At 65.6% G+C, this 23,688-nt stretch carries 21 protein-coding genes; 8 read left to right on the top strand and 13 right to left on the bottom strand.

Annotated features, from left to right (window positions below; translation table 11 throughout):
- Nucleotides 1–23: 23 nt before the first annotated feature.
- From prmB to argA, 6 genes are all read right to left on the bottom strand, one after another.
- Nucleotides 24–893, bottom strand: a complete 870-nt coding sequence (gene prmB, locus WKW79_RS03405; protein WP_340333679.1) for a 50S ribosomal protein L3 N(5)-glutamine methyltransferase — start codon at nucleotides 891–893, stop codon at nucleotides 24–26.
- Between the two features lie 82 nt (nucleotides 894–975).
- Nucleotides 976–2,148: a succinyl-diaminopimelate desuccinylase gene (gene dapE / locus WKW79_RS03400; protein ID WP_340333678.1), complete on the bottom strand. Its 1,173-nt coding sequence runs from the start codon at nucleotides 2,146–2,148 to the stop codon at nucleotides 976–978.
- Nucleotides 2,149–2,214: 66 nt separating this feature from the next.
- The gene (locus WKW79_RS03395; RefSeq protein ID WP_340333677.1) at nucleotides 2,215–3,363 is read right to left on the bottom strand and encodes a PilT/PilU family type 4a pilus ATPase; all 1,149 of its coding nucleotides are present in this window, start codon (nucleotides 3,361–3,363) and stop codon (nucleotides 2,215–2,217) included.
- 34 nt (nucleotides 3,364–3,397) lie between these two features.
- A complete protein-coding gene (dapD, locus tag WKW79_RS03390; protein ID WP_340333676.1) occupies nucleotides 3,398–4,222 on the bottom strand; it encodes a 2,3,4,5-tetrahydropyridine-2,6-dicarboxylate N-succinyltransferase in 825 nt (274 codons plus the stop codon).
- Nucleotides 4,223–4,260: 38 nt separating this feature from the next.
- Nucleotides 4,261–5,466, bottom strand: coding sequence for a succinyldiaminopimelate transaminase (dapC, locus tag WKW79_RS03385; protein ID WP_340333675.1), 1,206 nt, complete (start codon nucleotides 5,464–5,466; stop codon nucleotides 4,261–4,263).
- A 10-nt stretch (nucleotides 5,467–5,476) separates the two neighbouring features.
- On the bottom strand, nucleotides 5,477–6,823 hold the full coding sequence (gene argA, locus WKW79_RS03380; protein ID WP_340333674.1) for an amino-acid N-acetyltransferase: 1,347 nt from the start codon (nucleotides 6,821–6,823) through the stop codon (nucleotides 5,477–5,479).
- A 113-nt stretch (nucleotides 6,824–6,936) separates the two neighbouring features.
- Here argA and hrpA point away from each other — a divergent pair, with 113 nt between their 5' ends.
- Nucleotides 6,937–10,875 (top strand): ATP-dependent RNA helicase HrpA, encoded by a 3,939-nt coding sequence (gene hrpA / locus WKW79_RS03375; RefSeq protein WP_340333673.1) that lies wholly within the window; start codon nucleotides 6,937–6,939, stop codon nucleotides 10,873–10,875.
- 80 nt (nucleotides 10,876–10,955) lie between these two features.
- Here the strand turns inward: hrpA and WKW79_RS03370 are convergent, their stop codons facing one another.
- The 6 genes from WKW79_RS03370 to lptF all read right to left on the bottom strand — a co-directional run bounded on the left by WKW79_RS03370 (nucleotide 10,956) and on the right by lptF (nucleotide 16,018).
- Nucleotides 10,956–11,114 carry a DUF3309 family protein gene (locus WKW79_RS03370; RefSeq protein WP_213954851.1) on the bottom strand — a complete coding sequence of 53 codons (159 nt, stop codon included), beginning with the start codon at nucleotides 11,112–11,114 and terminating at the stop codon, nucleotides 10,956–10,958.
- A 107-nt stretch (nucleotides 11,115–11,221) separates the two neighbouring features.
- Nucleotides 11,222–12,394, bottom strand: a complete 1,173-nt coding sequence (locus WKW79_RS03365; RefSeq protein WP_340333672.1) for a pyridoxal phosphate-dependent aminotransferase — start codon at nucleotides 12,392–12,394, stop codon at nucleotides 11,222–11,224.
- Between the two features lie 29 nt (nucleotides 12,395–12,423).
- Nucleotides 12,424–13,365, bottom strand: coding sequence for a CysB family HTH-type transcriptional regulator (locus WKW79_RS03360; protein WP_340333671.1), 942 nt, complete (start codon nucleotides 13,363–13,365; stop codon nucleotides 12,424–12,426).
- 62 nt (nucleotides 13,366–13,427) lie between these two features.
- Nucleotides 13,428–13,799, bottom strand: a complete 372-nt coding sequence (locus tag WKW79_RS03355; protein WP_340333670.1) for a sirohydrochlorin chelatase — start codon at nucleotides 13,797–13,799, stop codon at nucleotides 13,428–13,430.
- Nucleotides 13,800–13,802: 3 nt separating this feature from the next.
- Nucleotides 13,803–14,918, bottom strand: a complete 1,116-nt coding sequence (gene lptG / locus WKW79_RS03350) for an LPS export ABC transporter permease LptG (protein ID WP_340333669.1) — start codon at nucleotides 14,916–14,918, stop codon at nucleotides 13,803–13,805.
- Entirely contained in the window at nucleotides 14,915–16,018 is a 1,104-nt protein-coding gene (gene lptF, locus WKW79_RS03345) for an LPS export ABC transporter permease LptF (protein ID WP_340333668.1), read from the bottom strand. Before lptF ends, lptG begins: the two co-directional genes overlap by 4 nt.
- Nucleotides 16,019–16,038: 20 nt before the next feature.
- Between lptF and WKW79_RS03340 the strand changes: the two genes are divergently transcribed.
- From WKW79_RS03340 to WKW79_RS03325, 4 genes are all read left to right on the top strand, one after another.
- Entirely contained in the window at nucleotides 16,039–17,532 is a 1,494-nt protein-coding gene (locus WKW79_RS03340; protein WP_340333667.1) for a leucyl aminopeptidase, read from the top strand.
- Between the two features lie 13 nt (nucleotides 17,533–17,545).
- Nucleotides 17,546–17,983 carry a DNA polymerase III subunit chi gene (locus WKW79_RS03335; protein ID WP_340333666.1) on the top strand — a complete coding sequence of 146 codons (438 nt, stop codon included), beginning with the start codon at nucleotides 17,546–17,548 and terminating at the stop codon, nucleotides 17,981–17,983.
- Complete coding sequence (locus WKW79_RS03330) at nucleotides 17,983–18,450, top strand: hypothetical protein (RefSeq protein WP_340333665.1); 468 nt, start codon at nucleotides 17,983–17,985, stop codon at nucleotides 18,448–18,450. Before WKW79_RS03335 ends, WKW79_RS03330 begins: the two co-directional genes overlap by 1 nt.
- Before the next feature lie 139 nt (nucleotides 18,451–18,589).
- On the top strand, nucleotides 18,590–19,804 hold the full coding sequence (locus tag WKW79_RS03325) for a branched-chain amino acid ABC transporter substrate-binding protein (protein WP_340333664.1): 1,215 nt from the start codon (nucleotides 18,590–18,592) through the stop codon (nucleotides 19,802–19,804).
- Between the two features lie 189 nt (nucleotides 19,805–19,993).
- On the opposite strand, the gene WKW79_RS03320 is transcribed toward WKW79_RS03325, so the two are convergent.
- Complete coding sequence (locus WKW79_RS03320; RefSeq protein WP_340333663.1) at nucleotides 19,994–20,728, bottom strand: Crp/Fnr family transcriptional regulator; 735 nt, start codon at nucleotides 20,726–20,728, stop codon at nucleotides 19,994–19,996.
- Between the two features lie 150 nt (nucleotides 20,729–20,878).
- Between WKW79_RS03320 and WKW79_RS03315 the strand changes: the two genes are divergently transcribed.
- The 3 genes from WKW79_RS03315 to WKW79_RS03305 are packed head-to-tail and all read left to right on the top strand — an operon-like array spanning nucleotide 20,879 to nucleotide 23,661.
- Entirely contained in the window at nucleotides 20,879–21,415 is a 537-nt protein-coding gene (locus WKW79_RS03315) for a thiamine pyrophosphate-binding protein (RefSeq protein WP_340333662.1), read from the top strand.
- A gap of 3 nt (nucleotides 21,416–21,418) precedes the next feature.
- The gene (locus WKW79_RS03310; protein WP_340333661.1) at nucleotides 21,419–22,027 is read left to right on the top strand and encodes a thiamine pyrophosphate-dependent enzyme; all 609 of its coding nucleotides are present in this window, start codon (nucleotides 21,419–21,421) and stop codon (nucleotides 22,025–22,027) included.
- A gap of 5 nt (nucleotides 22,028–22,032) precedes the next feature.
- Nucleotides 22,033–23,661, top strand: a complete 1,629-nt coding sequence (locus WKW79_RS03305) for a GMC family oxidoreductase (protein WP_340333660.1) — start codon at nucleotides 22,033–22,035, stop codon at nucleotides 23,659–23,661.
- Nucleotides 23,662–23,688: the final 27 nt, after the last annotated feature.

The following is a 23,688-nucleotide window of genomic DNA, read 5'->3' as shown; positions in this document are numbered from 1 at the left end:
TGAGGCGCCTCCGGCCGTGATGGTCACGAAGCCAGCAACGCGTCGCGGGTCAGCAGCAGGACTTGGTCGTCACCGGCCGAACATTCCAGCCAGATCGTTTCCAGCGTGGGAAAGGCCGCCTCGAAGTTCTCGCGCTCGTTGCCGATCTCCAGCACCAGCACGGCCTGTTCGCTCATCACTGCCGGCGCGGCGGCGAGCAGGGTGCGGATGAAGTCCATGCCGTCCGCGCCGCCGGCCAGCGCCAGTTGCGGCTCCGCCTGGTATTCGGCGGGAAGTGCGGCCATGCTGGAGGCGTTGACGTAGGGCGGGTTGCAGAGGATCAGGTCGTAAGGGCCGGGCAGGGTGGCGAGGCCGTCGGACTTGACGAGCGTGATGCGCTGGTCGAGTTGGTGCCGGGTCACGTTGATGGCCGCAACCTCGAGCGCCTCCGTGGAGATGTCCGCGCCGGTCACGTGCACTTCCGGGTAGGTCATGGCCGCCAGCACGGCCAGACTGCCGTTGCCGGTGCACAGGTCGAGCACTTGCAGTGTCTGCTCACTGAGCCAGTAGTCAATGGTGCCGTCGGCCACGAGTTCAGCGATGAAGCTGCGCGGCACGATGGCCCGTTCGTCGACGTAGAAGGACACGCCTTGCAGCCAGGCTTCCTTGGTGAGATAGGCAGCGGGTTTGCGCGTTTCGATGCGGGTTTCCAACAGAGCGGCGACTCGTTCGGCGTCGGCTGGCGCCACTGGCTTGTCAGCCACCGAGTCGATGTCGTCGATCGGCAGGCGAAGTTGCCACAGCACCAGCCAGGCGGCTTCGTCGAATGCGTTGGTGGTGCCGTGGCCGAAGGCAACACCGGCGTCGGTGAGTTGCTGCGCGCCGGCCTCGATCAGTTCGATGACTGTGGTCATTGGAGCTCCCTCGCTTGGCGCTTCGTGTCCTCGCTGCCCCCCAGGGGGACGCGAGCTTGCTTGGGGCGACACTGCACGGCGCTCATGACCGCGCCGCCATTTCCAGCTTCTCCAACGTACGCCGATAGATGTTCTTCAACGGCTCGATCGCGTCCACCGCGATGTGCTCGTCGATCTTGTGGATGTTGGCATTCACCGGCCCCAGCTCGATCACCTGCTTGCAGATCTTCGCGATGAAGCGCGCATCGCTGGTGCCGCCGCTGGTCGACAGTTCGGTGGCGATGCCGGTCTCGTCGCGGATGGCGTCCTGCACCGCCCGCACAAGTTCCGCCGGCTGCGTGAGGAAGGGCAGGCCACCGACCGTCCAGGCCAGCTTGTAGTCCAGGCCGTGGGCATCGAGCACCGCATGCACCTTTTGCTGCAGCGATTCCGGCGTCGATTCGGTCGAGAAGCGGAAGTTGAAGTCGATCACGGCCGAACCCGGAATGACGTTGCTCGCGCCGGTGCCCGAATGGAAGTTGCTGATCTGCCAACTGGTCGGCTGGAAGTGCGCATTGCCGGCGTCCCAGCCGCCGCTGGTGTTGATGGCGACCAGTTCCGCCAGCGCCGGCGCGAAGGCATGCACCGGGTTCTTCGCCAGGTGCGGGTAGGCGATGTGGCCCTGCACGCCGTGGACAGTGAGCTTGCCGCTCATGGTGCCGCGGCGCCCGTTCTTGATCATGTCGCCGCAACGCTCCACCGATGTCGGCTCGCCGACGATGCAGTAGTCGACGACTTCGCCGCGCGCCGCCAGCGTGTTGCAGACGATGACGGTGCCGTCGACGCCTGGCCCTTCCTCGTCGCTGGTCAGCAGCAGCGCGAGCGAAAGATGCGGATCGGGCGTGGCGACCAGGAACTCCTCGATCGCGACGACAAAGGCCGCCAGCGAGGTCTTCATGTCGCAGGCGCCGCGGCCGTAGAGCAGGCCGTCGCGGTGCGTGGGGGTGAAGGGGTGGCTGGTCCACTGCTCCAGCGGGCCGGTGGGCACCACGTCGGTGTGGCCGGCGAAGGCGATGGTCTTTGCGCCGGGCGTGGACGCGGTGCGCCGGGCCCAGAGGTTGGTCACGCGGAAGTCCGCAGGACCGCTTTCGATGGTCTCCAGCGTGAAGCCCAGCTTCGCCAGCCGCTCACCGAGGATCTGCTGGCATCCTCCGTCGTCCGGGGTGACAGAGGGGCGCGAGATCAGTTGTTCGGCAAGGTGCAGCGTGCGGGACATCGGTGGGGCGGTACTTCGGGGAGGTCCCGGATTTTGCCCGACGTGCCTCTCCGAATCGCCTGCGAATCAGAATTTCACGTCGAGCGTGATGTCGGTGAAGGTGGGTTCGTCGATCTGGTCCAGCAGCGCCCGGTCGTCGATCTTCGTGGCGGGGTTGTTGCGGTTCTGCAGGCGCCACATGAGGTTGGTCGGCGAGTCGGCCTGCAGCATGCCTTCCTCGCGCGTCACGCGTTCGTCCAGGATGAGGCGGGCGATGTCTTCCTCGAAGGTCTGCGAGCCTTCGGCCATCGACTGCTCCATTGCTTCCTTGACGCTGGAGAAGTCGCCCTTCTCGATAAGCTCGGCCACCAGGGCCGAGTTCAGCATCACCTCCACGGCCGGCACGCGTGCGCCGACCGGCGTGCGCAGCAAGCGCTGCGCCACGATGGCGCGCAGGGCCGAGCCCAGGTCGGACAGCAGCGTGCTGCGGACCTCCACCGGGTAGAAGCTCAGGATGCGGTTCAGCGCGCGGTAGCTGTTGTTGGCATGCAGCGTGGCCACGCACAGGTGGCCCGACTGCGCGTAGGCGATGGCGGCCGTCATGGTCTCGCGGTCACGGATCTCGCCGATCTGGATCACGTCCGGTGCCTGGCGCAGCGCGTTCTTCAATGCGATCTGCAGCGACTGCGTGTCGCTGCCCACGTCGCGCTGGTTCACCATCGATTTCTTGTTGGTGAAGGTGAATTCGATCGGCTCTTCCACCGTGAGGATGTGGCCGCTCGCGTGCTCGTTGCGATAGTCCAGCATCGAGGCCAGCGTGGTCGACTTGCCCGCGCCTGTGGCGCCGACCATGAGGATCAGCCCGCGCTTTTCCATGATCAGCGTCTTGAGGATGTCGGGCAGGTTCAGGTCGGCGAAGGTCGGGATGGTCGAGGCGATGTGCCGCACCACCACCGCATAGCTGCCGCGCTGGCGCATGGCGCTGATGCGGAAGTTGCCCAGGCCGTCCATCGCGATGGCCATGTTGAGTTCGCCGGTGCGCTCCAGCTCGGCGATGCGGCTTTCATGGACCACCTCGGCGAGCAAGGAAAGCGGCGCCGCTGGGGGCAGCACCTGGCCGTTGATGGGTACGCAATTCCCGTTGATCCGAATCAGCGCCGGCGAATTCGCCGACAGGTAGATGTCGGAGGCCTTTCGTTCGGCCATCAATCGCAGGATGCGTTCCATCGTATTCATCGGCACTCTTTCCTGAAGAACGGGAGTAGGGAAATCAGTCGCGCAGCAAGTCGTTCAGCGAGGTCTTGGCACGGGTTTGTGCGTCCACGCGTTTAACAATGATTGCAGCATAGAGGCTGTAGCGGCCGTTGTCCTTCGGGAGAGACCCGCTGATGACAACAGAGCCCGCCGGCACGCGACCGTAGGTGATTTCACCCGTTGCGCGATCGTAGATAGGCGTGCTTTGGCCGATGTAGACGCCCATCGACAGCACCGAGTTCTCCTCGATGACCACGCCTTCGACCACTTCCGAACGGGCGCCGATGAAACAGTTGTCTTCGATGATCGTGGGGCCGGCCTGCAGCGGTTCCAGAACGCCGCCGATGCCCACGCCGCCAGACAGGTGCACGTTGGCGCCGATCTGTGCACAAGAACCCACGGTGGCCCAGGTGTCGACCATGGTGTTTTCCCCGACGTAGGCGCCGATGTTCACGTACGACGGCATCAGCACCGCGCCCTTGGCGATGAAGCTGCCGCGGCGGGCCACGGCCGGCGGCACGATGCGCACGCCGGCTTCCTTCAATTCACCGGCCGACAGGTGCGAGAACTTGGTCGGCACCTTGTCGTAGAAGCCGAGCGAGCCGGCCTGCATCTGTTCGTTGTCCTTCAGGCGGAAGGACAGCAGCACGGCCTTCTTGATCCATTGGTGCACGGTCCACTGGCCGACGCCTTCGCGCGTGGCCACGCGCAGGTGGCCGTTGTTGAGCTCGGCGATCACATGGTCGACCGCCTTGCGGATCTCGGCGGGCGCGGAGGCGGCGGAGAGGTTGGCGCGGTCTTCCCACGCGGCGTCGATGGTCTGCTGGAGTTGCTGGGTCATGGAGGAAGTCTCGGAGGGGATGCAAGAAAAGGGCCGTGTCATTGGCCCGACTGGATGAACTGGACGATGCGGTTGGCGGCGGCGACGCATTCGTCGGTCCCGGCCACGAGCGCCATGCGGATGCGCCCCCGGCCTGGATTGACACCGCCGGAGTCGCGCGCCAGATAGCTGCCGGGCAACACCGTCACATTGTATTGAGCGTACAGGTCGCGGGCGAAGGCGGCGTCGTCGCCGTTCCACTTCGCGGGCACGCCGGCCCAGAGGTAGAAGCTGGCGTCGGGCAGCTTCACGTCGAGCACGGGTTCGAGCAGCGGCGTGACCGCGGCGAACTTGGCGCGGTACTGGGCGCGGTTCTCGACCACGTGCTGCTCATCGCCCCAGGCCGCGATGCTGGCGGCCGCCACGGCGCCGCTCATGGCGCTGCCGTGGTAAGTGCGATAGAGCAGGAATTTCTTGATGATGGCCGCGTCGCCGGCCACGAAGCCGCTGCGCAGGCCCGGCACGTTGCTGCGCTTGGAGAGGGAGGTCAGGGCGATCAGGTTCTTGAAGTCCTCGCGGCCCAGCTTGGCCGCCGCTTCAAGTCCACCGAGCGGAGGCTCGTCGCGGAAATAGATCTCGCTATAGCACTCGTCGGAGGCGATGACGAAGCCGTGGCGGTCGGAGAGCGCGAACAGCTTTTTCCATTCGTCCAGCGGCATCACGGCGCCGGTTGGATTGCCCGGCGAGCAGACGAACACCAGTTGTGCGCGGGCCCAGACCTCGTCGGGCACGCTGTCCCAGTCCACGGCGAAATTGCGGTCGGCGCGGCTTGGGACGTAATACGTCTCGGCGCCGGCGAGCAGGGCCGCGCCTTCGTAGATTTGATAGAAGGGATTGGGCGAGACGACGATGGGTGCGGGCGTGGCGCTCGCATCGACGACCGTCTGCGCCAGTGCGAACAGCGCCTCGCGCGAGCCGTTCACCGGCAGCACTTGTGTGGCCGGGTCGAGCGCAAGGGCGTAGCGCGTCTGGAGCCAGTCGGTAAAGGACTGGCGCAGCTTCTGTTCGCCGGCGGTGGCCGGATAGGCGGCCAGCGCGCCGAGGCCCGCGGTCAGCGCATGCTTGATGAAGTCCGGCGTCGGATGCTTCGGTTCGCCGATGCCCAGGCTGATCGGTGGCAACGCCGGGTTCGGCGTCACGTTGGCAAACAACTGGCGCAGACGTTCGAAGGGATACGGTTGGAGTTTGTTCAGTAACGGATTCATGTCGTCGGGGTCAGAGCTTCTTGACCAGCACCTGGCTCTTGCGGTCCCAGTTGTATTTGCGCTTGCGGGCCTCGGGCAGCCAGTCGGGGTCGACCTGCACGAAACCGCGCTTCATGAACCAGTGCATGGTGCGCGTAGTCAGCACGAAGATGCTTTCGAGGCCGGCCGCCTTGGCACGCTGCTCCACGCGCTTGAGGATCTTCTCGCCATCGCCTTGCGCCTGCACGTTGGGCGACACGGTCAGCGCGGCCATCTCGGCGGTGCGGGCCTCGGGGTAGGGGTACAGCGCGGCGCAGCCGAAGATCACGCCGTCATGCTCGATCACCGTGTAGTGGCCGATGTCGCGCTCGATTTCGGTGCGGTCGCGCTTGACCAGCGTGCCGTCGCGTTCGAAAGGCTCGATCAGTTGCAGGATGCCGCCGATGTCGTCGGCCGTGGCCTCGCGCAGCGATTCGAGCTTCTCGTCGATGACCATGGTGCCGATGCCATCGTGCACATACACCTCCAGCAGCAGCGAGCCATCCACCGCAAAGGGCAGGATGTGGTTGCGCTCCACGCCGGCCTTGCAGGCCTTCACGCAGTGCTGCAGGTAGAAGGCCGCGTCGGTCGGGCGCTGCGCCGGCGCCATGTTGGCCAGCAGCTTTTCGGCAGCGTCCAGGGGCAGTTCGGTGTCGATCGGGTTGTCCTCGCTCACCGGGAGGTCGGGATCGAGCGCGATGCCGGGCACCTCGGTCAGGAAGATCAGCTTGTCGGCCTGGATCGAGATGGCGACGCTGGTCGCGACCTCTTCCATCGTGAGGTTGAAGGCTTCGCCGGTGGGCGAGAAGCCGAAGGGCGAGATCAGCACCATGGCGCCGAAGTCCAGGGTCCGGCGAATGCCCGAGGCGTCGACCTTGCGCACCAGGCCGGAGTGCTTGAAGTCCACGCCGTCCACCACGCCCACCGGGCGCGCCGTGATGAAGTTGCCCGAGATCACGCGCACCGTGGCGCCGGCCATCGGCGTGTTGGGCAGGCCCTGGCTGAACGCAGCCTCGATCTCGTAGCGCAACTGGCCGGCCGCTTCCTGGGCCGAGTCCAGCGCCACTTCGTCGGTGATGCGCATGCCGTGGGAATAGCGGGCCTCGTGGCCCTTGGCGCGCAACTGCTCGTTGACTTGAGGGCGAAAGCCGTGCACCAGCACCACCTTCACACCCATGGACTGGATCAGTGCCAAGTCCTGTGCGATGCTGGGCAGCTTGCCGGCCGCGATGGCCTCGCCTGCCATGGCGACCACGAAAGTCTTGCCACGGTGCGTGTGGATGTAGGGCGCCACCGAGCGAAACCAGGGGACGAAGGTGAAATTGAAGACGGTCGACATGGGGGGCGATTGTGCATTCTTGGCGTTGCCTTCGCGGTCGGAAGGTTGTAGGTGCGCGACTCTTTTCCCGCCCGCCGATAATTCAATGTTTGGCCGAATGCGGCCCGTGGCCCTTGACGACGACTTCTTCCCCTCTCCGCATCGAGTTTCCCGAATCGCTGCCCGTCTCCGCGCGGCGCGATGAAATTGCCGCGGCCATCGAAGCCAACCAGGTGGTCATCGTCTGCGGCGAGACCGGTTCGGGCAAGACCACGCAGTTGCCCAAGATTGCGCTGCAACTCGGCCGGGGCAAGCTGAACGCGGCGCCGGGGCAGGGCAGGCTCATCGGCCACACGCAACCGCGACGCATCGCCGCGAGTTCGGTGGCCAAGCGCATCGCCGAGGAACTGAAGACGCCAGTGGGTGAGGTGGTCGGCTTCAAGGTGCGTTTCCAGGACCGGCTGAGCCGCGACGCCTCGGTCAAGCTGATGACGGACGGCATTTTGCTGGCGGAGACCCAGTCCGATCCGCTGCTCAAGGCCTACGACACGCTGATCATCGACGAGGCCCACGAGCGTTCGCTGAACATCGACTTCCTGCTGGGCTACCTGCGCGAGATCCTGCCGCGCCGGCCGGACCTGAAAGTCATCGTGACCTCGGCGACCATCGATGCGGATCGGTTTGCCACGCACTTCGCGTCGAGGAACGGCCCCGCGCCGATCATCTATGTCTCCGGCCGCACCTTCCCGGTCGAGCAACGCTGGAGGCCCTTCGAGGAATCGCGCGAATACGACTTGAACAACGCGATTGCCGATGGCGTGGACGAACTCTGGCGCGACCCGCACAACGCCGGGGACATCCTGATCTTCCTTCCCGGCGAGCGCGAGATCCGCGAGGCGGCCGACCACCTGCGCAAGCACCTGGCGCACCAGCCGCTGTATCGTGGCGCCGAGGTGCTGCCCTTGTTCGCACGCCTGTCGCAGGCCGAGCAGGACCGCATCTTCGAAGGCCACACCGGCCGCCGCGTGGTGCTTGCCACCAACGTGGCCGAGACCTCGTTGACCGTGCCGGGCATCCGCTACGTCATCGATACAGGGACGGCTCGGGTCAAGCGCTACAGCTTCCGCAGCAAGGTCGAGCAACTGTTGGTCGAGCCGATCAGCCAGGCCGCGGCCAACCAGCGCGCGGGTCGCTGCGGGCGCGTCGCGAACGGCATCTGTATCCGGCTTTATGACGAAAAGGACTTCGCGGGCCGGCCGCGCTTCACCGACCCGGAAATCCTGCGTTCCTCGCTGGCGGGTGTGATCCTGCGGATGAAGTCGCTGCGGTTGGGGGATGTGTCGCGCTTTCCGTTCCTCGAGGCGCCGTCGCCGCGTGCGATCGCGGACGGCTACCAGTTGCTCAACGAATTGGGCGCGGTCGACGATGCGAATGAGTTGACGGCAATTGGCGGCGAGCTGGCGCGGCTGCCCCTGGATCCGCGCGTGGGTCGGATGATTCTGGAGGCGCGCTCGCGCGGCGCGCTGGAAGAGGTGCTGGTGATCGCATCGGCGCTGAGTGTGCAGGACGTGCGGGACCGGCCGATGGAGGCGCAGCAGCAGGCGGACCAGGCGCATGCGAAGTTCGATGATGAGAAGAGCGAGTTCAGCGGGTATCTGCAGTTGTGGAAGTGGATTCATGCGGCGCGTGGAGGGCAGCCCTCACCCCGACCCTCTCCCGCAGGCGGGAGAGGGAGTGAACGGCACCCAGTTCCGCACGCGGGAGTGGGCGAGGGTCTCCCCACTCACAAACTCACCAACCGCCAATACGAACAACTGCTCCGCCAGAACTTCATCAACATCCGCCGCGTGCGCGAGTGGCGCGACACCCATTCCCAGTTGCTCACCGTCGTCACCGAGCACAAGTGGAAGATCAACACGCAACCCGCCAGCTACGAGCACCTGCACCTGTCGATGCTCGCCGGCTTGCTCGGCAACGTCGGCTGGAAGGTCGAGGACGACGAGGCCTACCTGGGCGCGCGCGGCATCAAGTTCTATCGCCACCCCGGCGCCCACCTGAAGAAGAAGCCGGGCCGCTGGATCGTGGTCGCGGAACTGGTCGAGACCACGCGACTGTTCGGCCGCGGTATCGCCAACATCGAACCGCAATGGCTGGAGCAGGTCGCCGGTCATCTGCTGAAGAAGCAACTGCTCGACCCTCATTGGGAGAAGAAGGGCGCGCAGGTCACCGCCTTCGAGCGAGCCACCCTGTACGGCCTCGTCATCTACAGCGGCCGCCGCGTCGACTTCACCCGCGTCGACCCGGTGGCGGCACGCGAGATCTTCATCCGTGAAGCGCTGGTCGGCGGCCAGTGGGACAGCAAGTTTCCCTTCCTTGCCGCCAATCGCAAGCTGGTGCGCGAGGTCGAAGGCCTGGAACACAAGGCACGCCGGCAGGATGTCCTGGTCGATGACGAACTCATCTTCGCCTTCTATGACGCCCAGCTGCCGCCTGACGTGGCCAGCGGCATCGCCTTCGAGAACTGGTACCGCCACGAGTCGGCGACGCAGCCGCGCCTGCTGTTCCTCACGCGCGACGAACTCATGCGGCACCAGGCCGCCGGCATCACGACGCAATCCTTCCCGCCCACGATCCGGCTCGGCGGCGTCGATTGCGCCGCCACCTACCTGCACGAACCTGGCGATGCGCGCGACGGCCTGACCGTGACGGTGCCGCTGTTCGTCCTCAACCAAGTCAGCGAGGAACGCAGCGAATGGCTGGTCACCGGCATGCTCAAGGACAAGATCCAGGCGCTGCTCAAGAGCCTGCCGCAGCGCCCGCGCTCGCGCTTGGTGCCGCTGCCTGAATCGGCGACCCGGCTGGCCGAGGAAATGGCGGTACCGGAGGCTTTCGGCTCGGGCTCGCTGACGGATGCGCTGCTGAAGAAGGTGCGCGACATCACCAGCCTCGACGTGAAGCGCGCCGACTTCAAGCTCGACATGCTGCCGCCGCACCTGTTCATGAACCTGCGCGTGGTCGACGAGCATGGCCGTCAATTGGGCATGGGGCGCAACCTCGGTGCGCTCAAGGCGGAACTGGGTGCGCAGGCGCGCGGTGCGTTCCAGGCGCTGGCGGGGCTCAACGTCAAGAAGGCCCCGGATGCGAAGCCGTCGCCGGCCGTGGCCGGAAAGCCGCAGCCGTCGGCCGGGGCGAAGGCGCCGGAGCCCTCGCTGCCCGCCGGCCAGCGCTACACGGCCTGGACGTTCGGGGAACTGCCCGAACTGATGGAAGTGCGACGCGGTGCCCAGTCGCTGGTCGGCTTCCCGGCCCTGGTCAATGACGGCCATGCCGATGGTGTCACGATCGAGGTGTTCGACGAACCCGCCGTCGCAGCCGCCAAGCATCGCGTGGGCCTGCGCCGCCTCGTTGCCCTGCAACTCAAGGACGCGCTCAAGTACCTCGAGAAGAACATCCCCGACCTGCAGAAGATGGCCGTGCAGTTCATGCCCTTGGGTACGGTCGAGGAACTGCGCGCGCAGATCATCGACGTCGCGCTCGACCGCGCCTTCCTGCAGGAGCCGTTGCCCACCGATGAATTCGCCTTCAAGCGTCGCATCGAGGAAGGCCGCGGCCGCCTCACTTTGATCGCGAACGAGGTCGCGCGCCTGGCAGGCGTGATCCTCGCCGAACACGCCACCGCGGCGCGCAAGATCAAGGACACCAAGGTGCAACCTGATTCAGTGCAGGATGCCGCGCAGCAACTGCAACGTCTCGTCGGCAAGCGCTTCGTCGTCGATACGCCGTGGCCGCAGCTGCAGCACTTTGCGCGCTACCTGAAGGCGATCACGGCCCGGCTGGACAAGCTGCGCGCTGATCCTGCGCGCGACGCATCGAGGCTCGCCGAACTGCGCCCGCAGGAACAACGGTACTGGCGCCTCGTCGCCGAGCGCAAGGGCGCGGTGGACGACCGCATGCTGGAATTCCGCTGGCTGCTGGAGGAATTGCGCGTGAGCTTCTTCGCGCAGGAATTGCGCACGCCGCAGCCGGTGAGCGTGAAGCGGCTGGACAAGGCCTGGGCGCAACTCAATACCTGACGGATGCCCGCCCCGGGCCTCCCGGGCGGCGCTCCGATCAAGGAAAGGGCCGACCCTCGGATCGACCCGCTCGCGAATCGCTATATGTGGCCGAGCACCGCAAGAATGACCACGACCACCAGCACCAGTCCCAGCCCGCCACTCGGGCCGTAGCCCCAATTGCGGCTGTAGCCCCAGCTTGGCAGGGCGCCCACCAGCAACAGGACCACCACGATCAACAGGATCAACGAGAGCGACATGACCTTCTCCTAAGAGCTTTGCGAAGGAGTTCATGGTCGGTGCGCGTTGTCGATCTGCGCCGGAGACAGACGCCCCTTCTGAGGTCAGGCGAAGTCGCGGGTGCCTGTCAGAGCCGGGCGAGGCGCTCCAGGGCGGACAGCAGCGTCTCGTCCTTCTTGGCGAAGCAGAAGCGCACTACGCGCTGGTCGAAGCCGTCGCCATAGAAAGCCGACAGCGGTATCGCCGCGACGCCGATCTCGCCGGTGAGCCAGAGGCAGAACTCCGATTCGGACAGGTCGCTCACCCCGGAGATGTCGACGCACTGGAAGTAGGTGCCCTGGCTCGGCAGCAGCCGCAGCCGAGTCTTCGCGAGACCGGCGGCGAACAGGTCGCGCTTGCGCTGGTAGAAGGCCGGCAACTCCAGGTAGGGCGCCGGGTCGGTCATGAACTGCGCCAGCGCATGCTGCATCGGCGTGTTGACCGTGAAGACGTTGAACTGGTGCACCTTGCGGAACTCGGCCGTGAGCGGCGCCGGCGCGGCCACGTAGCCGACCTTCCAGCCCGTCACGTGATAGGTTTTGCCGAAGCTGCTCACGATGAAGCTGCGTGCCGCGAGGTCCGGGTAGCGCGCCACGCTCTCATGCCGCAGCGGGGCATAGACCATGTGCTCGTAGACCTCGTCGGCAATCACCAGCACCTCGGTGGGGGCAAGCAGGTCTTCCAGGCGGCGCATCTCGGCATCGGTCCACACGGTCGCGCTCGGGTTGTGCGGCGTGTTGATGATGATCGCGCGCGTGCGGGGCGTGAGGGCGTCAGCGATCTTGTCGAAGTCCGGCCGGAAGGTACCCGGCGTCAGCGGCACGCGCACGACCGTGCCACCGGCCAGTTCGATGTTGGGAACGTAGCTGTCGTAGCAGGGCTCCAGCACGATCACTTCGTCGCCCGGCCGCACCACCGCGAGGATAGCGGTGATGATGGCCTGCGTCGCGCCGGCGGTGATCGTGATCTCATCCGCCGCGCTGTAGCGGTGGCCGTAGAGCGCCTCGACCTTGCTGGCGATGGCATTGCGCAACGGCAGCACGCCAGGCATCGGCGGGTACTGGTTGTGCCCCGCGGCCATCGCATCGGTCACGGCCTGCAACAACTTCGGGTCGCAGCCGAAATCCGGGAAGCCCTGGCCCAGGTTCACCGCATTCTTCTCGGCGGCCAGTGCCGACATCACGGTGAAGATGGTCGTGCCGACAGCCGGCAGCTTGGTGGTGATCTGGGGCGTGCGGGGGGCGGCGATGACGGTGCTCATGGTGTTCGTGATGTCTGTCGTTGTTCAGGTTACAGCCCGAAGTCCTCGTTGTGTCCGCTCAGGGCTTTCGCGATCAGGTTGCGATCGAGCCGGTCGCTCAGCAACTCCGCGAACTTGAAGACGAAGTTGCGCAGGTACGCGCTGCGCTTGAAGGCCACGCGTGCGATGTTCTGGCCGAAGATGTGGCCCATCGGCCGCACCACCAGGTCGGCATTGGAGTCGTCGCGCACCGCCATCTCCGCCACGATACCCACGCCCAGCCCCAGCCGCACATAGGTCTTGATCACGTCGGAGTCGATGGCTTCCAGCGCAATGCGGGGTGACAGCTTCTTCTGGGCAAACGCATGGTCGATCCGCGTGCGCCCGGTGAAGGACGGGTGGTAGGTGATGATCGGTTCCTGCGCCAGGTCCTCGAGCGACACGCGCTCCTTGCCGGCCAGCGGATGGTCCTTCGGCAGCACCAGCACATGCTGCCACTCATAGCAAGGCAGGGTCACCAGTTCCACATACGCATCCAGCGATTCGGTCGCGATGCCGATCTCGGCCACCTCGTCGATCACCATGCGCGCCACCTGATCGGGCGAGCCCTGGTGCAGGCTGACGTTGACCTTGGGATAGGCCTCGCGCAGCCGCGCCACCGGGACCGGCAATACGTAGCGCGCCTGCGTGTGGGTGGTGGCGATCGACAGCGTGCCGCTGTCCTGCGCGCTGAACTGCTCGCCGATACGCTTGAGATTGCCCACCTCGCGCATGATGAGCTCGATGCTGGCGATGACGTGCTGGCCGGGCTCGGTCACGCGCTTCAGGCGCTTGCCGTGCCGCGCGAAGATCTCGACGCCGAGTTCTTCCTCGAGTTCGATGATGGCCTTGGAGACGCCCGGCTGCGAGGTGTGCAGCGCCTTGGCCGCCTCGGTCAGGTTGAGATTGCGGCGCACCGCCTCCTGGACAAACTTGAATTGGTGCAGGTTCATAACGAATGGCGTCCTTATGCGAAATTCATTATGCCTTCTGCGTCTATGCAATGTGTTGCGCTTTAGCCATCCGGACACGCAATTCTGGCCAGGAGGTCAATCACCTCCGACTCCTCGCCAATGGCCTTCTGCAGGGTGATCGCGATACCCTGGTGGGTGGTGGCGCACTGCGCCATCAACTGGGGCAGGTCTTCGCGCAGGTGCTTTCCCATGCCGAGGAACAAGGGCACCACGCGCACGCTGGCCGCCCCCAGGCCCACGAGCTCGGCCACGGCGGCCGGTAAATCGGGCGCGACGAGTTCGAGGTAGGCGCAACGCACGAGGGTATCCGGATTGCGTTCCGACACGCGGCGGGCCACGGCCTCGATCGGCTCGCGCCAGCGCGCATCGCGCGACCCATGCGCGAACAACACGATGCCGCGCCGGCCCTGCATCACTCAGCGCCGGATCACCAGCCAGCCGAAGGCGCCCAGCGACATCACCGAATAGATCATGCCCGGCGCGGCGGCGGTGAACCACGGCGACCAGGTCCTCAGGTTCCCGATGTAGCCGAACACGTTGTTGAGCAGGAAGAAGCTGATGCCGATCAGCACGCCGCCAAAGACATAGGTGGTGATGCCCGACTGGCGAAAGTGCAGGTAGGCGAAGGGCAGGGCCAGCACCACCATCACCAGGCAGGACAGCGGATAGAACACCTTGCGCCAGAAGTCGATTTCGTAGCGTTGCGTCTTCTGGCCGTTGGCATTCAAGTGCCGGATGTAGGAGAACAGGTCGATGGTTGCCATGCGATCGGGCTTGAGCAAGGCCACGGAAACCATCTCCTGGGTGATGGTGCTGGGCCAGCGCGCGATCGGCTCGGCGGTGGTGCGGACCTGCGCCTTCGCATCGTTGCCGTTGGCATCGTAGGACTGGCGCTCCACCTGGCTGAGCAGCCAGGTTCCATCGGGTTCGATGCGGGCCGACTCGGCCGAAGTCTGGGAACTCAGGAATCCCTTGGCGTCGAACTCGAAGATCCGCGGGCTCGTCAGCGAACCGTCCCGGCCGATGGACAGGACGTTGACCGCATAGGATTTGTCGCCCTCCTTCTCGCGCAGCCAGGCGCCCGTCAGGCCGCTGGTGGTGTAGAGCCCCTGGTAGCGCGCCTTGACCAGCGTGGCGGTGCGGTCGCTGAAGGGGGCCACATAGTCGCCCACCGCAAAGGTCAGCACCACAAAGCCGAGGCCCAGAACCAGCAGCGTGCGAAGCGCCCGCCATGGCCCGAGCCCGCTGGTGCGCAGGATGGTGTATTCGGAGCTTTGCGCCAGGCGCGCCATCACGAAGATGGTCCCGATGAGCACGGCGATCGGCAGCAGTTCGTACAGATGGCTCGGCACCAGCAGCGAGACGTAGAGGATGGCCTGGGGCAATCCATAGCCGAGCACGTTCTTCGACTTGGTGACGCCCTGCAACTCGTCGATGAAATCGAAGAAGAAGAACAGGCAGAGAAAGCCCAGTGCAACGAAGGCGACGGACTTCAGCACTTCGCCATAGATGAGTCGGCGGATGGTTTTCACGCGGTGGACGAAGCCTTGGCGGAGCGGCGGCGCAGGCTGAAGCTCCAGTTGTTGTGGCGCTTGGCCAGCCACAGGACGGCGATCACGAAGACGCCGCCATGCAAAGTGAGCAGGAAAGGCCCGGCGCCGAAGCGACCGGTGCCCACCCAGCCCTGGCCCAGGTTCAGCATGTTGTAGTAGATGACGAAGGCAAACAGCGCGAACAGCAGGTTGCCGCTGCGCCCCACGCGCGGATTCACGCTCGCCAGCGCCAGCGCCAGCAAGACGAAGTTGCAGGCGGCCAGCAACATGCCCAGGCGCCATGACAACTCAGCGCGGCTGGGCAGCGCCGGGCTGGCCAGCAGCGCCCCCGTGGTCTGGGCGCGTGGCGGCATGGCATCGGGCGAGGTCGCGACGTTCGAGCCGACCTTGGCGCCATATGTCTTGAATTCGCTGATCTTCAGGCCCGACTTGTCGAAGGGCCGCTCCAGGCGTTGCCCGTTGCTCAGCATGAGGTAGCGCGTGTTGTCGATCGTCTCGATCCTGCCGCTGCGCGCGGAGGTGATCAGCTGGCGATTGCGCTCGATCGACGAGATGAACACATTGGATGCCGTGGTGCCGTCGGCGGTGTCCTTGTCGATGAAGAACACCCGGTTGCGGCCAGACGATTCCTGGAACTCGCCGGGCGCGATGCGGTCGATGTCGCTGCGGCGCTCGTACTGGTCGCGCATGCCCTGGGTCTGGGAGTTGGCCCACGGCCAGGCGACGAAGGCCAGCATCGCGATCAGCACCAGGATCGGCCAGGCGAAGCGCAGGATCGGCCAGGCGAAATTGGCCAGGCCCCGGCCGCTGGAGAACCAGATGATCATTTCGCTGTCGCCATACATGCGCGACAGCGTGCCGACGATGGAGATGAACAGGCTCAGGCTCAGGATGGTCGGCAGGTAGCCGAGCACCGTGTAGGTCATGACCAGGAAGACTTCCGCGGGGTCGACGCTCCCCTTGGCCGCCAGGCCCAGGGTGCGGATCAGCATCATCGTCATCACGATGGTGACCAGGACCACCAGGGTGGCCCCGAAGCTGCGCGACAGCTCCTTGCGTAGGGAGGAATGGAATAACATCGTTCAGGAAAAGAAGGATTATGGACTTTCAACTCAAGACACTCTCCATTGCCCAGGCCGCCACTGAAAAGGCCGATGCGCTGATCGTGCTTGCTGCATCGCCTGGCAGCGATGCCAAGGGCCCCCTGGCAAGCCTCCTTGCGCAGGCGCGCGAAGCGGAAGACCTGCCTGCCAAGGCTGGCAAGCTGCTGCAACTCTACCGGCCCGAGGGCGTCGCGGCGCCGCGCGTGGTGCTGGTGTCGATCGGCGACGGCGCGCCGGCATCAATGCGAAGCGCGGTCAGCGCCGGCATCCAGGCGGTCAAGGCCGCCAACCCCAAGCGCGTGGTGATGGTGTTCGCGCAACCGGTCGATGCGTCCGGTCTGCGGCAGGCGATGCAGGCCGCCGCCGATGCCACCTATGTCTTCACGACGACCAAGCCCAAGGCCGAGGCGCGCACGGTGCGCCAGGTGGTGCTGGGCGTGCCCGATGCGCCCGCACTGGAAGCCGCCTTCCGCGAGTCTTCCGCCACCGTGGCGGGCATCGAGTTCGCCAAGGAGTGGGGCAACCGTCCGGCCAACCATTGCACGCCGACCTTGCTGGGCGAAGCCGCCAAGGCGCTTGCGGAGTTCCCACGCATCAAGTGCGAGGTGCTCGGCCCCAAGGAAGTCGCCAAGCTCGGCATGGGCTCCTTTGCCGCGGTGGCGCAAGGCTCGGAGGAGCCGCTTCGCTTCATCGTGCTGCACTACCACGGCGCGGGCAAGGCCGATGCGCCGGTGGTGCTGGTCGGCAAGGGCATCACTTTCGATACTGGCGGTGTCTCCCTGAAGCCCGCAGCCGAGATGGACGAGATGAAGTTCGACATGTGCGGCGCGGCCAGCGTGCTGGGCGTGTTCCGCGCGCTCGCCGAATGCAAGCCGGCCCTCAACGTGGTCGGCCTGATCCCGTCGTGCGAGAACATGAACGATGGCGCGGCCCTCAAGCCCGGCGACGTCGTGACCAGCATGAGCGGCCAGACCATCGAGGTGCTCAACACCGACGCCGAAGGCCGGCTCATCCTGTGCGACGCGCTGAGCTATGCCAAGCGCTTCGAACCCGCCGCGGTGATCGACATCGCCACGTTGACCGGCGCCTGCGTGGTCGCGCTCGGCGGCGTGCGCAGCGGCATGTTCTCCACCGACGACGAACTGGCCGCGGCGCTCGAAGCGGCGGGCGAGCAATCGCTGGACCGCTGCTGGCGCCTGCCGCTCGACGACGACTATGCGGAAGGCCTCAAAAGCAACTTCGCCGACGTGGCCAATATCGCCGGGCGGGCCGGCGGGGCGATCACCGCGGCCAAGTTCCTGCAGCGCTTCGCCGACGATTACCCCTGGGCCCACCTGGACATCGCCGGCACCGCGTGGAAGAGCGGGGCGGCCAAGGGTTCCACGGGCCGTCCGGTCGGTTTGCTGATGGCCTACCTCATGAACCGTGCCGCACCGGCCATCGAGGCGCCGGCGGCTACGACCGCGCCGCGCAAGCGCAAGCCCCGGTGAGGAGGCCTCGCGCGTGACCGAGATCGACTTCCACTTCAATGCCGTCGACAAGGTCAGCCATGCGTGCCGGCTGCTGCGCAAGGCGGTGATTGCGGGCGGCGCCAAGGTGGTGCTGATTGCCGACGCCGGCATGCTCGATGCGGTCGATGCGGCGCTGTGGCAGTTCTCGGCGGTGGACTTCATCGGCCATTGCCGCAGCGACAGCGAAGCCCATTTGCTTGCGCATTCGGCCGTCGTGCTGGCCCCCGCGGGTGCGAGCGGCCTGCCACACCAGCAGGTGATTGTGAACCTCGGCGACGAGGTGCCGCCCGGTTTCGAGCGCTTCGAGCGCCTGATCGAGGTGGTGACGGGCGACGAGGCCGATCGCATCGCGAGCCGGGCCCGCTGGCGCCACTACGCGGACCGGGGCTATGTTCTCAAGCGCCACGACCTGGCCGGAGGCGCTGCCTGATGGCCGGGCCGACGCGAACGCCACCGCGCTTCGTTCCGACGCTGACGACCGTCGTGGAACCGTCGTCGCTCCTGGAATCGGTGCCGGCGGAGGCCGTCTTGGCCGTGCCAGCGATGCCGCCGGCCTCGACTGCCGAATCGCCGCCAGCCCCGGCTGCCGAGTCTGCGATGGCGTTCCACAGTGCGGCGGAAGAGCAGGCCGCGCTGAGGCCCACTTCGGTGGTCGTGGACGACGAGGCCACCTTCCGCTTCGAGGAGGGTTTGCTGCACCGCGTCCTGCAGCGCATCGACCTCTCCCTGGAGGCGCGCCTGACCGATACCGTGTCGGCCGCGGTGCAGCAACAACTGGACGCGATGCTGCCCCGTTTGCGCGCGGAAATCGAAGGCGTCCTGCGCGAGTTGGTGGTCGATGCGCTCGCTCGGGAACTTGCGGAAAACCCCGGGTCTACTACAGGTCAGAGCACTTAACCATTCAGATACACTCCGCGCCGGGTCGTGGCGCGAGGGCGCTGCGAAGCGGGCAAGGCGCGGAATTTGCTCTGTGTCAGGCCCGGTTCAATCGACCGGTTTTTACTTGTTCTCTCTCATCCATGTTCTGGAGGTTCCCATGCAATTGAAATGGACTGCGGTCGCCCTGGCTGCTCTGACGCTAGTGGCTTGCGGCAAGAAGGAAGAAGCTGCCGCTCCCGCAGCGACTCCGGCGCCGACCGCCTCTGCACCTGCGCCCGCCGCACCTCCTCCCGCCGGTGAATCGATCGTCGTCAAGATCGGCCACGTTGGCCCCACCAGCGGCGCCATCGCCCACCTGGGCAAGGACAACGAACTCGGCGCCAAGATGGCCATCGAAGACCTGAACGCCAAGGGCGTGAAGATCGGCGACAAGACCGCCAAGTTCGAACTGCTCGCCGAAGACGACGCAGGCGATCCGAAGCAAGGCACCGCTGTTGCACAAAAGCTGGTCGACAGCAAGGTCAACGGCATCGTCGGTCACTTGAACTCGGGCACCACCATCCCCGCCTCCAAGCTGTACAGCGACGCTGGCATCCCCCAGATCTCGCCGTCGGCGACCAACCCCAAGTACACGCGTCAAGGCTTCAAGACCACGTTCCGCGTGGTGGCTGACGACACGCAACTGGGCGGCACGCTCGGCAAGTACGCTGTCGAAACGCTCAAGGGCAAGAACATCGCCGTGATCGACGACCGCACGGCCTACGGCCAAGGCGTTGCCGAAGAGTTCGAGAAGTCGGCCAAGGCCGCTGGCGCGACCATCGTCGGCCACGAGTTCACCACCGACAAGTCGACCGACTTCAACGCCATCCTGACCAAGCTGAAGGGCGCCAAGCCCGACATCCTGTTCTTTGGCGGCATGGACGCCGTGGGCGGCCCGATGCTCAAGCAGATCAAGCAACTGGGCATGCCCGTCAAGTTCATGGGCGGCGACGGCCTGTGCACCGGCGAACTGGCCAAGCTGGCTGGCGATGCCATCGGCGAAGAAGTGGTCTACTGCGCCGAAGCCGGCGGTGTGGACGGCGACTTCAAGACCAAGCTGGACGCCTGGAAGACGAAGTTCAAGGAAAAGAACGGCGTCGAAGTGCAGATCTACGCACCGTACGTCTATGACGCCGTGCAAGTGCTGGCTGCCGCCATGGAAAAGGCCAAGTCCTCGGACCCGGCCGTCTACCTGCCTGAAGTCGGCAAGATCGAATATGAAGGCCTGACCGGCCCGATCAAGTTCGACGAAAAGGGCGACATCAAGAACGGCGCCTTGACGCTTTACACCTACAAGGGCGGTGCGCGCACGCAGATCGCCGTGGTGCGCTGAGTCGAGCAATCGTCAAAATGTGAAAAAGGGGGCCATCTGGTCCCCTTTTTTTACATTTGGAACTTGCAAATTCACATATTTGGGCTCATTGTTGGACCGGCTAGTGGTTTCTCCATGGGTCTCCTAACCACAGATCCTTAGGCCCGCTCTGGATGCGGGCCTCTTTTTTGCCTGTCTTGTTGCCAGGCGTCATGGGCCGCAAGTCATCGAACTGCACTCGGCCCGCAGCTGGCCCAGGTCGAGCACGTCGATGTGCGAATGCTCGATGCGGATCAACCCGCCATCCTCCAGTCCGCGCAACTCGTTGTTGACGCTCTGCCGTGCCGCGCCCAGCAGGTCGGCCAGGTCGGACTGCGGCAATCGCAGCGCAATCGTCCACTCCTTGCCGCGTTGCAGGCCGAAGGACTCGACGAACTCCACGAGTTGCTGTGCCAGGCGTTCGCGAAGCGAATGGAGCATGCCGTCCGCGACCTTGTCGTACAGCCGGCGCGAGCGTGACGCCAGTTGAACCTCGAAGGCGATATGCAGCATCGGATCGATCGCGCGCTGCCGACGCACCACCTCGGCCGGAATCTTCAGCACCACGGACGGGATGTGGGCGACGGTGTCGTGCACCACGCCGCCACCATCGACGCAGGGGATGATGCCCACCAGCATGCCCGGCAGGATGAAGGTCAGCAGGTGGCGGCGGCCCTTGCCCGAGGCGATGCTGGATTCAAGCGCGCCTTCAACCAGCATCACCAGGCAATCGCACGGCTCGCCGCGACGCATCAGGACTTCATTCTTCTTGAGGCGTGCGATCCCGGCGTCTTCGAGCAAGGCATCGATGGTCGGCGCAGTGCATTGGTCAAAACCCTCGGCGCGCTCGAGGAGTCGGCGTGCCAGCACGCGATAGGCGCCGCGAGATTCGAAATCTGTCTTCATCTGGACAGTATTGCAGCGCCCGGATGTGCACGCTAGCGGGTGCGACTCGACACTTGCGCCGCAGCCCGCGGACCCCGAGGCGGGCCAGAACCTACACATCAGTTCCAGGAGACACATCCCTTGACCGAAGCACTCAAAGGACGCCACACCATGACAGATCCATCCAGCAGCCCATCCGTCCCCGCGTCGGCCTGCGTTGCCGCGCTGCGGCAATGCGGCGTCGGGCATGTCGTGACCGTACCCGACTGGGTGCAACTCGCGTTGCATGCCAGGCTGGAAGCCGGGGAGGAGGGCTTCGAGCTCCTCAACACCTGCAACGAGAACCAGGCAGTGACCGTCGCGGCCGGGCTCACGCTCGGCGGCAAGCGCCCGGTGCTCGTGATGCAGAACCAGGGCCTCTACAACTGCGTCAACACGCTGCGCGCGATCTGCCTCGATTCGCGCATTCCGCTGGTGCTGATGGTCGGCCAGTTCGGCCGCGAGTTCGACAACTTCGGGCAGCCCGCCACGGGCTCGCGCCGCAACATGGTCCGCCTCATCGAGCCGCTGCTCGACACGCTGGGCATCCCCTTCCACCGCCTCGATTCGGAAGCCGACCTGCCTTGCCTGGAAAAGGCCTATGCGCAGGCCACCGAGACCGGTGGCGCAGTCGTCGTCCTGGTGTCCGCACCGCTTGCCTGGAGATAAGCCATGCTCAACATGATTCAAGCCTGCGGCGCCATCGCGCAGCTGCGTCCCGCCGATTCGCTTCTGGTCTCGACCATGGGCGCCATGTTCGTGTTCGACCGCATCGAGGCCAGCCAGGGCCTCGCAAAGCCGGCCAACCGCATCAACGCGGTGCCCTTGATGGGCGGCGCTGCCGGCATCGGCCTGGGCCTGGCGCTGGCGCAACCGCAGCGCCGCGTGATCGTGGTGGACGGCGATGCCAGCCTGCTCATGGAACTGGGCATCCTCAACGTCGTCGCCAAGCAGGCGCCTTCGAACTTCCTGCACATCGTGATCCACAACGGTACGCAGTTCACCGGGCTGTCGAACATCCAGTCGCCGGTGCCTGAATTCAGCTTTGCTGCGGCCGCGCGCAATGCGGGCTACCGGCACGCCGAGACGGTGGACGATCCGGCCGCATGGCCCGCGCGCTTCGGCGCCTTGCTGGCGCAGGACGGACCGTCCTTCGTCGACCTGATGGTCGAGCCGATGCCGATGCAGACCGGTCCTGGCTTCGAGCAGGCCGAGATGCCGGACCTCCAGTTCGAGCGCATGGGCAAGGAAGCCCGTGCACTGCAAGCTTTCCTCGCGTGACCGCCATGAGCAACGTTGAATACGACTACGTGATCGTCGGCGCGGGTTCCGCCGGCGCCTCGCTGGCGACCCGCCTGAGCGAGGATGAAAACAGCTCCGTGCTGCTGCTGGAAGCCGGTGCGCCCAACCACAAGGACTTCTGGGTAACCACGCCGGTGGGCGTGGCCAAGATTCTTCAGGACCCGCGCTATGTGTGGCAGTCGAAGACCGTGCCGCAGAAGGGCCTCGTGGGCCAGGAAATCTACTGGCCGCACGGCAAGATGCCCGGAGGGTCCAGCTCGGTCAACGGCATGATCTTCGTGCGCGGCGATCCGCAGGAGTACGACAACTGGGACAGCGAGCACGGCTGCGACGGCTGGTCCTATGCGGACTGCCTGCCGTACTTCAAGCGCTTCGAGTCCACCACCGCGGGGGAGGACAAGTACCGCGGCCGGTCCGGGCCGATCACCGTCACCTCGCTGGTCGACCAGCCCGATCCGCTGTCCGACGCCTTCATCGAGGCTTGCCAGCAGGCGGGCATTCCGCGCACCCGGGACTACAACGGCGCGCAGTTCGAAGGCGTCAACTACCTCGACCTGTCCACCCGCAAGGGCCAGCGCTGCGGCACGGCGCACGGGCACCTGGCGTCGGCGGAAGGGCGCAAGAACCTGGACCTGCAGACCGAGGCGCATGCCACGCGCGTGATCTTCGACGGCACGACGGCCGTGGGCGTCGAATACCGCCAGGGTGGCCAGCTGAAGGTGGCACGCGCGCGCCGCGAGGTCATCCTGTCGGCCGGCCCGATCAAGTCGCCGCAACTGCTGGAACTGTCGGGTGTCGGGCAGGCCGATCGTCTCAGTGCGCTGGGCATCCAGGTGGTCCACGATGCGCCCGAGGTGGGCGAGAACCTGCGCGATCACCTGCAGGCGCGCATCACCTTCGAATGCACGCAGCCGATCACGCTCAACGACGTGCTCAACAGCAAGGTCAAGACGCTGATGATGGGCGCGAACTACCTGCTGACGCGCAAGGGCTTCATGTCCACGCCATCCACTTCCTCGCATGCGCAGGCGCGCACGCGGCCGGAGCAGACCCGGCCGGAATGCAAGATCCAGATGCACTACCTCAGCGCGGGCGATCGCTATGCCAATGCGAAGGGCATGGGGCTCGATCCGTTCTCAGGCTTCTCCGTCGGCTTCTTCCCGCTGCGGCCGCAGTCGAAGGGCTGGCTGCACACGGCGGGCACGGATGCGATGGTCGACCCCATCATCGAGCCGAACTACATGACGCACGAGACGGACATCACGTCCATGCTGGAAACGCTGCGACTGGCGCGAAAGATCGTCTCGCAACCCGCATTGCAGGCCTTGACCAAGCGCGAGACGCGTCCCGGCATCGACATCCAGGACGACGCCGGCCTGCTGCAATACATCAAGGAATGCGGCCAGACCTCGTGGCACCCGATCGGCACCTGCCGCATGGGCAGCGATGAAGGCTCGGTGGTCGACACGCAATTGCGCGTGCGCGGCGTGCAGCGTCTGCGCGTGATCGACTCGTCGATCATGCCGACCATGCCGTCTTGCAATACCAATGCACCCTCGATCATGATCGGCGAGAAGGGTGCGGATCTGGTGCGGGGGCGCCGGACGTCGTGAACCGGAGCTGACCACGCTGTCCAACTC

This window comes from Variovorax robiniae, from assembly GCF_037889955.1.
In the GTDB taxonomy this organism is placed as follows: Bacteria; Pseudomonadota; Gammaproteobacteria; order Burkholderiales; family Burkholderiaceae_C; genus Variovorax; species Variovorax robiniae.
Note: the sequence above shows the minus strand (reverse complement) of the source record. Positions and strands in the feature narration are given on the sequence as shown.

Coding starts and splice junctions, on each gene's coding strand:
- prmB (WP_340333679.1), bottom strand. CDS start 893: ATGACCACAGTCATCGAACTGATCGAGGCCGGCGCGCAGCAACTCACC.
- dapC (WP_340333675.1), bottom strand. CDS start 5,466: ATGAATCCGTTACTGAACAAACTCCAACCGTATCCCTTCGAACGTCTG.
- WKW79_RS03355 (WP_340333670.1), bottom strand. CDS start 13,799: ATGCAGGGCCGGCGCGGCATCGTGTTGTTCGCGCATGGGTCGCGCGAT.
- WKW79_RS03340 (WP_340333667.1), top strand. CDS start 16,039: ATGGACTTTCAACTCAAGACACTCTCCATTGCCCAGGCCGCCACTGAA.
- lptF (WP_340333668.1), bottom strand. CDS start 16,018: ATGTTATTCCATTCCTCCCTACGCAAGGAGCTGTCGCGCAGCTTCGGG.
- WKW79_RS03395 (WP_340333677.1), bottom strand. CDS start 3,363: ATGAATACGATGGAACGCATCCTGCGATTGATGGCCGAACGAAAGGCC.
- argA (WP_340333674.1), bottom strand. CDS start 6,823: ATGTCGACCGTCTTCAATTTCACCTTCGTCCCCTGGTTTCGCTCGGTG.
- WKW79_RS03360 (WP_340333671.1), bottom strand. CDS start 13,365: ATGAACCTGCACCAATTCAAGTTTGTCCAGGAGGCGGTGCGCCGCAAT.
- WKW79_RS03320 (WP_340333663.1), bottom strand. CDS start 20,728: ATGAAGACAGATTTCGAATCTCGCGGCGCCTATCGCGTGCTGGCACGC.
- dapE (WP_340333678.1), bottom strand. CDS start 2,148: ATGTCCCGCACGCTGCACCTTGCCGAACAACTGATCTCGCGCCCCTCT.
- WKW79_RS03330 (WP_340333665.1), top strand. CDS start 17,983: ATGGCCGGGCCGACGCGAACGCCACCGCGCTTCGTTCCGACGCTGACG.
- dapD (WP_340333676.1), bottom strand. CDS start 4,222: ATGACCCAGCAACTCCAGCAGACCATCGACGCCGCGTGGGAAGACCGC.
- WKW79_RS03305 (WP_340333660.1), top strand. CDS start 22,033: ATGAGCAACGTTGAATACGACTACGTGATCGTCGGCGCGGGTTCCGCC.
- WKW79_RS03315 (WP_340333662.1), top strand. CDS start 20,879: ATGACAGATCCATCCAGCAGCCCATCCGTCCCCGCGTCGGCCTGCGTT.
- WKW79_RS03310 (WP_340333661.1), top strand. CDS start 21,419: ATGCTCAACATGATTCAAGCCTGCGGCGCCATCGCGCAGCTGCGTCCC.
- WKW79_RS03325 (WP_340333664.1), top strand. CDS start 18,590: ATGCAATTGAAATGGACTGCGGTCGCCCTGGCTGCTCTGACGCTAGTG.
- WKW79_RS03370 (WP_213954851.1), bottom strand. CDS start 11,114: ATGTCGCTCTCGTTGATCCTGTTGATCGTGGTGGTCCTGTTGCTGGTG.
- WKW79_RS03365 (WP_340333672.1), bottom strand. CDS start 12,394: ATGAGCACCGTCATCGCCGCCCCCCGCACGCCCCAGATCACCACCAAG.